The following is a 6,743-nucleotide window of genomic DNA, read 5'->3' on the forward strand; positions in this document are numbered from 1 at the left end:
TTCTTAGTTTGAAAAATATCCTTTCATTATTCCCCTTTGGGAATTTTTAATAAATTCTAAAATGTCATCTCTTTCTGGAGTAGCTTCCATCTCAGCTTCAATAATTGCCACCGCCTGAGAGTTGTTGTAATTTTTTTGATATAATATTCTATAAATATCTTGTACTTCTCTAATTTTTTCGGTCGTAAAACCTCTTCGGCGTAAGCCTATAGAATTTATCCCAACATAAGACAAAGGCTCTCTTGCTGCCTTTACAAATGGAGGAACGTCTTTTCTTACCAAAGAACCACCCGTAATAAAAGCGTGACTTCCAATACTACAAAATTGCTGTATCGCAGTCATTCCTGCTAAAATTACGTAATCTCCAACATTTACGTGCCCTGCAAGCGTACTATTATTAGAGAAAATACAATTATCGCCTATAATACAATCGTGTGCCACATGGCAATAAGCCATAATCCAACAATTACTACCAATAACCGTTTTCATACGATCTGAAGTTCCTCTATTAATGGTCACACATTCTCTAATGGTTGTGTTGTCTCCAATAATCGTGACGGTATCCTCGTCGTTAAATTTTTTATCTTGTGGAACGGCAGAAATTACTGCCCCAGGAAATATGCTTACGTTTTTACCGATTCTAGCACCTTCCATAATGGTTACGTTAGAACCAATCCAACTTCCTTCTCCTATAATTACATTATTATGAATCGTTGTAAAGGGTTCTATTACAACATTTTTTGCGATTTTAGCACCGGGGTGCACATATGCCAAAGGTTGGTTCATAAAATTAGTTTATTTTGTTTTTACAATTTGCGCCATCAACTCTGCTTCGGCACATATTTTTCCATTTGTATATGCATAACCTTGCATATGGCAAATTCCTCTACGGATAGGAGAAATCAACGTACATTTAAAAATTAAGGTATCTCCCGGAACTACTTTTTGTTTAAATTTAACATTGTCTATTTTCATAAAAAAGGTCAAGTAATTCTCTGGATCTGGAACGGTACTTAAAATGAGAATTCCCCCTGTTTGCGCCATCGCTTCTACGATAAGTACACCTGGCATTACCGGTGCCCCAGGAAAGTGTCCTTTAAAGAATTCCTCATTCATCGTTACGTTTTTGCTTCCTATCACATGGGTTTCAGAAAGTTCAAAAATCTTATCAAGTAATAACATAGGTTGTCTATGCGGTAACATTTTCATAATCTGATTAACATCCATTAGCGGAGGCTGATTCAAATCTACTTGAGGAACTCGATTACGCTTTTCCGCTTTAATCTTCTTAGCCATTTTTTTAGCAAATTCAGTATTTACTTTATGACCAGGCTTATTAGCAATAACTCTACCTTTAATTCTAGTACCAATCAAAGCTAAATCTCCTATAACGTCTAACAATTTGTGCCTAGCCGCTTCATTAGCATGATGTAAAGTAAGATTATCCAAAATCCCGTTAGATTTAACCGATATATTGTCTTTATCAAAAACCTTCTTTAGTTTCTCCATGGTTTCTGCAGAGAGTTCTTTGTCTACATAAACGATGGCATTATTTAAATCTCCGCCTCTAATTAATCCGTGATCCAAAAGGGTTTCAATTTCATGTAAAAAACTAAAAGTACGAGAATCGGCTATTTCGTCTTTAAATTCTTTTAAATTTTTAATCGTAGCATTTTGGGTGCCTAATACTTTGGTTCCAAAATCTACCATGGTGGTAATTTCATAGTCACAAGCAGGAACCACCATAATCTCGCTTCCGGTTTCCTCATCTACATAACTAATAATTTCTTTAACCTCGTAAAATTCTCTTTCTGCTTCCTGCTCCTGTATTCCTGCTTTTTCTAAAGCCTCTACAAAATATTTTGAAGAACCGTCCATAATTGGGGGTTCACTAGCATCCAGTTCAATAAGTACGTTGTCTATTTCTAAACCTACACAAGCAGCCAAAACATGCTCTGAGGTTTGTATTTGTACGCCATTTCTCTCTAGCGAAGTACCTCGTTGTGTATTGACCACATAAGAAGCTTCTGCAGCTAAAGTAGGTTGACCTTCTAAGTCCATTCTCTTAAAAACATAGCCATGATTTTCTGGGGCCGGTTTAAAAGTTAATTTGACTTCTTTTCCTGTATGAAGCCCCACTCCTGTTAAGGAAACTTCTTTTTGAATGGTTTGTTGTTTCATTTTTATTACGCTTTCTTCTTACTATTTAGCTGTTTTTCTAATTGATTTAACGTATTCATGGAGTTAGGCAGGTTTTTAAAATGCACGTAAGATTTATTAAAATCACCATAACTTAAGGCAGGAGAACCTTGTAATACTTCGTCGTCTTTTACATTTCTCCCAATCCCAGATTGAGCTTGTATTTTTACGCGATCTCCTATTTTTATATGGCCTACAATTCCTACTTGACCTCCAATAATACAGTTTTTTCCAATTTTGGTAGAGCCTGCAACGCCTGTTTGAGCCGCAATTACGGTGTGTTCTCCAATCTCTACATTATGCGCTATCTGAATGTGATTATCTAATTTAACCCCTTTCCTTATAATTGTTGACCCCAAAGTAGCTCTATCTATTGTTGTTCCTGCACCAATATCTACATAATCCTCTATAATTACATTTCCTATTTGGGGAATTTTTTTATACTCGTCTTTCTCATTGGGCACAAAACCAAAACCATCAGATCCTACTATAGCTCCGCTTTGGACCACACAATGATTCCCTATTAATGTTTCAGAATATATCTTTGCTCCAGCAAAAACAATAACATTATCCCCTATAGTGACATTATCTCCTATATAAGCATTCGGGAAAATTTTTACGTTATCTCCTAACTTTACATTATTTCCCACATAAGCAAATGCTCCCAAATAGAGGTTTTCACCGTGAGTAGAAGATTCTGCGATAAAACTAGGCTGTTCAATGCCAGATTTATTTAGCTTTACTTGATTGTAATATTCTAAAAGGGTAGTAAAAGATTTATAAGAGTCTTCTACTTTTATAAGGGTAGTGTTTACAGGTTTATTTAATACAAAATCTTTATTAACAATGCAGATAGACGCATTGGTGCTGTAAATAAAAGATTCGTATTTGGGATTAGATAGAAAAGTTAAAGAGCCTGCTTCGCCTTCTTCAATTTTCGCCAATTGAGAAACTTCGACTTCAGGATCACCCTGAATTTCTCCTTCTAATATTTCGGCTATTTGTGATGCTTTAAATTTCATTCTGACAAAAATAGAAAAAAATGTTAATCTTTTTGTTTAGGATAACAGATATAATATTTGACAACAGGTTTTGACAACGCATCTAAGTTCAATTGATCTGATGCTTTTGCAACGTCTTTAATCTTCCCATTTTTGTGTAAAATATTGATGTTCTCCAACTTGGCATTATATGCAAGGTTAGTGACTTTACCTGTAAATACAAAATATGAAGCCTCTTCTTCTGAAATATTATATTTTTTAATTAGACCTTTTAGGTAACTTTCTTTCGTCGCTTCAGAAATAGGTTTCTTTTTGAGCTTTACCTTCAGCAAGTCTCTATCTATAAGCATTTTGCATAAATTACTCAGCACAAAATCCTCTACATCTACCCACTCTTTCATAGCCGAAACAATATCGTAGTCATCTAATTTGCTGAATTCGTTTAAAATTTCTTCCGTAAAGTTTTCTTGAGAAATTTCATGAGTCAAAAAATAACTCAAGGCTTTACTCGCTTGAAGCTTTACGCCCGTACTCGATAAATACTTGGCTCTTTTTAAAACCCGAATAAGCAATTGCTCGGCTCCCAAACTCGTTTTATGCAAATACACTTGCCAATACATTAACCTTCTGGCAACTAAAAATTTTTCTACGGAATAAATCCCTTTTTGCTCCACCACCAATTCATCCTCTACCACATTAAGCATCGCGATAAGACGCTCGCTGTTAATGTTACCTTCGGCTACTCCCGTATAAAAACTATCGCGTTTTAAGTAATCTAAACGATCTACATCCAACTGACTTGCGATAAGTTGCTTAAAAAACTTTCGAGGATATTCTCCTTTAAAAATCTGAATGGCCAACGTTAAACTTTGGTTAAAGTCGGAGTTCATTTTCTCCATAAATTGAAGCGAAATCCACTCGTGGCTTATCCCATTTACAATGCTATGTTCCATCGCATGAGAAAAAGGGCCGTGTCCAATATCGTGCAATAAAATGGCAATCAGCAAGGCTTCTTCTTCGTCTTTAGAGATTTCAACCCCTTTAAAACGAAGCACATCCAAGGATTTTCGCATAAGATGCATACAACCTAACGCATGGTGAAACCGAGTATGATGTGCGCCAGGATATACCAAATAAGAGATGCCCATTTGGGTAATTCTACGTAAACGTTGAAAGTAAGGATGCTCTATAATATCAAAAATCCGTTCGTTGGGAATGGTAATAAATCCGTAAATTGGGTCGTTTAATATTTTAAGTTTGTTTCTCTGATTCAAATCGAAAATTTAATAATTAAAGCAAATATACATATATGAACCATATCAAAGTACTTTGGGTAGATGACGAAATAGATTTATTAAAGCCGCATATCATTTTTTTAGAAGGAAAAGGCTATGAAGTAACCACCTGTCAAAGTGGTACAGAGGCAATTGAGGAGGTGAATGAACAAAATTTTGATATTGTTTTATTAGATGAAAATATGCCCGGTTTAACCGGTTTAGAAACCTTATCGGAAATAAAAGCCAAACAAAGCACCTTGCCCGTGGTGATGATTACCAAAAGTGAGGAAGAGTATATTATGGAGGAAGCTATTGGTTCTAAAATAGCAGATTACCTGATTAAGCCCGTAAACCCGAACCAGATTCTTCTCAGTTTAAAGAAAAATTTAGACCATTCTCGTTTAGTTTCAGAAAAAACCACTTCTAGCTACCAACAGGAATTTAGAAAAATAGCCATGGATATGTCTATGGTCAACACTTTTGAAGAGTGGGCCGAGATCTATCAGCGCTTGGTATATTGGGAAATCCAATTGGAACATATTGAAGACACTGGAATGTTTGAAATCTTAGAATCTCAAAAGATAGAAGCCAATACTCAGTTTTGTAAATTTGTAGAGAAAAATTATACCACTTGGTTTGATGGTGATGATAAACCTACCATGTCACACACTTTATTCAAAAATAAAGTAGTTCCAGAATTAAGTAAAAAACAACCTACCCTATTGGTCGTGATAGACAATTTGCGCTACGATCAATGGCGTGCTTTTGAGCCTATCATCAATAATTATTATAAAAAAGAAAGCGAATCTCCGTTCTACAGCATTTTACCTACGGCGACGCAGTATGCTAGAAATGCTATTTTCTCTGGATTGATGCCTTCAGAAATGGAGAAAAAACATCCAGACTGGTGGTTAAATGATACTGATGATGGCGGAAAGAATATGCACGAAGAAGACTTTTTAATGGCGCAGTTAAAACGCTTAGGGTTGGATTATAAAACTTCTTACCATAAAATTACCAGCCTTAAAGGCGGAAGAAGATTAGTAGACAGTTTTAAATCACAAAAAGACAACGATTTAACCGTTGTAGTTTACAATTTTGTAGATATGCTTTCGCACTCCAAAACTGAGATGGAAGTGATTAAAGAATTGGCTTCTAATGATAAGTCTTACCGCTCCCTTACTGAAAGTTGGTTTAAAAACTCTCCTCTATTAGAGATTATACAACAAGCGCAACAGTTAGGATTTAAGCTGATTATCACTACAGACCACGGAACGATTAATGCTAAAAATCCTTCTAAAGTCATTGGAGACAAAAATACAAGTCTTAATTTAAGGTATAAAACGGGAAGAAGCCTTACTTATGAAGATAAGGATGTGATTGCGGCCAAGAATCCTAAAGATTTCCATTTGCCAAGCATCAATATGAGTAGTTCTTATATTTTTGCGAAAGGAGACCTTTTCTTCGCTTATCCCAATAATTATAACCATTATGTAAGTTATTTCAGAAATACTTATCAGCATGGAGGCGTATCTTTAGAAGAAATGATCATTCCATTTTCAGTTCTTTCACCTAGATAAAATAAGCAACATGCAAATTGATTATACCTTATCAGAAATTTCTGAGGTGGCTGCAAAAATCATAAAAGTGTCTTCTTACAAGACACTTTTATTTTACGGCGAGATGGGAGCAGGAAAAACCACCCTTATTAAAGAGATTGTAAAGCAAATAGGCTCTCCAGATAAAGTGAGCTCTCCTACCTTTTCGTTAGTGAACGAATACCAAGGAGAGGACAGCTCTATTTATCACTTTGATTTTCATAGAATTGAGAACGAAGAAGAGGCTTACGATATAGGTTTTGAAGAATATATAGACTCAGGTCGCTGGTGTTTGATAGAATGGCCACAACATATTGAAAGCTTACTACCTTTAGAGAAACACGAGATACATCTTTCTAAAATTAATGTTTCAAAAAGAGAATTAATCTTTAAGTAATAGAATTCAATTCTCTATTTTTCAATTCTGCCGAATGAACATAATCAATTGTATTTCAAATCTTTTATTCAATTATTTTTATAAACTAACAGTAAGTATAAATTACGAACCTTAGGGCAAGCCTACACCTCAGGTAATTAAACCCTAAATGAGAGGTTAAAAACTGTTCCTTGTTTTATTTCTTGAATTCAACCCATAAACGCAACTTTTAGCGAATGATGATATAGTTATTTTTCAGAAGAAAGAAGGGAATGTTTCCCTCCTCTCCCTG

Annotated in this window: 6 protein-coding genes; 2 read left to right on the forward strand and 4 right to left on the reverse strand. The window is 35.1% G+C overall.

What is annotated here, in order from left to right:
* Positions 1 to 3: 3 nt before the first annotated feature.
* Genes lpxA through RBU60_RS12175 form a run of 4 tightly spaced genes read right to left on the reverse strand, consistent with a single transcriptional unit; the run spans position 4 to position 4,474 of the window.
* Positions 4 to 786, reverse strand: a complete 783-nt coding sequence (gene lpxA / locus RBU60_RS12160) for an acyl-ACP--UDP-N-acetylglucosamine O-acyltransferase (RefSeq protein ID WP_308865323.1) — start codon at positions 784 to 786, stop codon at positions 4 to 6.
* Between the two features lie 9 nt (positions 787 to 795).
* Positions 796 to 2,181, reverse strand: a complete 1,386-nt coding sequence (locus RBU60_RS12165; protein ID WP_308865325.1) for a bifunctional UDP-3-O-[3-hydroxymyristoyl] N-acetylglucosamine deacetylase/3-hydroxyacyl-ACP dehydratase — start codon at positions 2,179 to 2,181, stop codon at positions 796 to 798.
* A 5-nt stretch (positions 2,182 to 2,186) separates the two neighbouring features.
* Complete coding sequence (lpxD, locus tag RBU60_RS12170; RefSeq protein WP_308865326.1) at positions 2,187 to 3,221, reverse strand: UDP-3-O-(3-hydroxymyristoyl)glucosamine N-acyltransferase; 1,035 nt, start codon at positions 3,219 to 3,221, stop codon at positions 2,187 to 2,189.
* A 23-nt stretch (positions 3,222 to 3,244) separates the two neighbouring features.
* Positions 3,245 to 4,474, reverse strand: a complete 1,230-nt coding sequence (locus tag RBU60_RS12175) for an HD domain-containing protein (protein ID WP_308865327.1) — start codon at positions 4,472 to 4,474, stop codon at positions 3,245 to 3,247.
* A 35-nt stretch (positions 4,475 to 4,509) separates the two neighbouring features.
* Here RBU60_RS12175 and porX point away from each other — a divergent pair, with 35 nt between their 5' ends.
* Together porX and tsaE are read left to right on the forward strand one after the other, a co-directional pair.
* A complete protein-coding gene (porX, locus tag RBU60_RS12180; protein WP_308865328.1) occupies positions 4,510 to 6,057 on the forward strand; it encodes a T9SS response regulator signal transducer PorX in 1,548 nt (515 codons plus the stop codon).
* A gap of 10 nt (positions 6,058 to 6,067) precedes the next feature.
* Positions 6,068 to 6,472 carry a tRNA (adenosine(37)-N6)-threonylcarbamoyltransferase complex ATPase subunit type 1 TsaE gene (tsaE, locus tag RBU60_RS12185; RefSeq protein WP_308865329.1) on the forward strand — a complete coding sequence of 135 codons (405 nt, stop codon included), beginning with the start codon at positions 6,068 to 6,070 and terminating at the stop codon, positions 6,470 to 6,472.
* Positions 6,473 to 6,743: the final 271 nt, after the last annotated feature.

Source organism: Mesonia profundi (assembly GCF_031085155.1).
Lineage (GTDB): Bacteria > Bacteroidota > Bacteroidia > Flavobacteriales > Flavobacteriaceae > Mesonia > Mesonia profundi.

Coding starts and splice junctions, on each gene's coding strand:
- lpxA (WP_308865323.1), bottom strand. CDS start 786: ATGAACCAACCTTTGGCATATGTGCACCCCGGTGCTAAAATCGCAAAA.
- RBU60_RS12165 (WP_308865325.1), bottom strand. CDS start 2,181: ATGAAACAACAAACCATTCAAAAAGAAGTTTCCTTAACAGGAGTGGGG.
- lpxD (WP_308865326.1), bottom strand. CDS start 3,221: ATGAAATTTAAAGCATCACAAATAGCCGAAATATTAGAAGGAGAAATT.
- porX (WP_308865328.1), top strand. CDS start 4,510: ATGAACCATATCAAAGTACTTTGGGTAGATGACGAAATAGATTTATTA.
- tsaE (WP_308865329.1), top strand. CDS start 6,068: ATGCAAATTGATTATACCTTATCAGAAATTTCTGAGGTGGCTGCAAAA.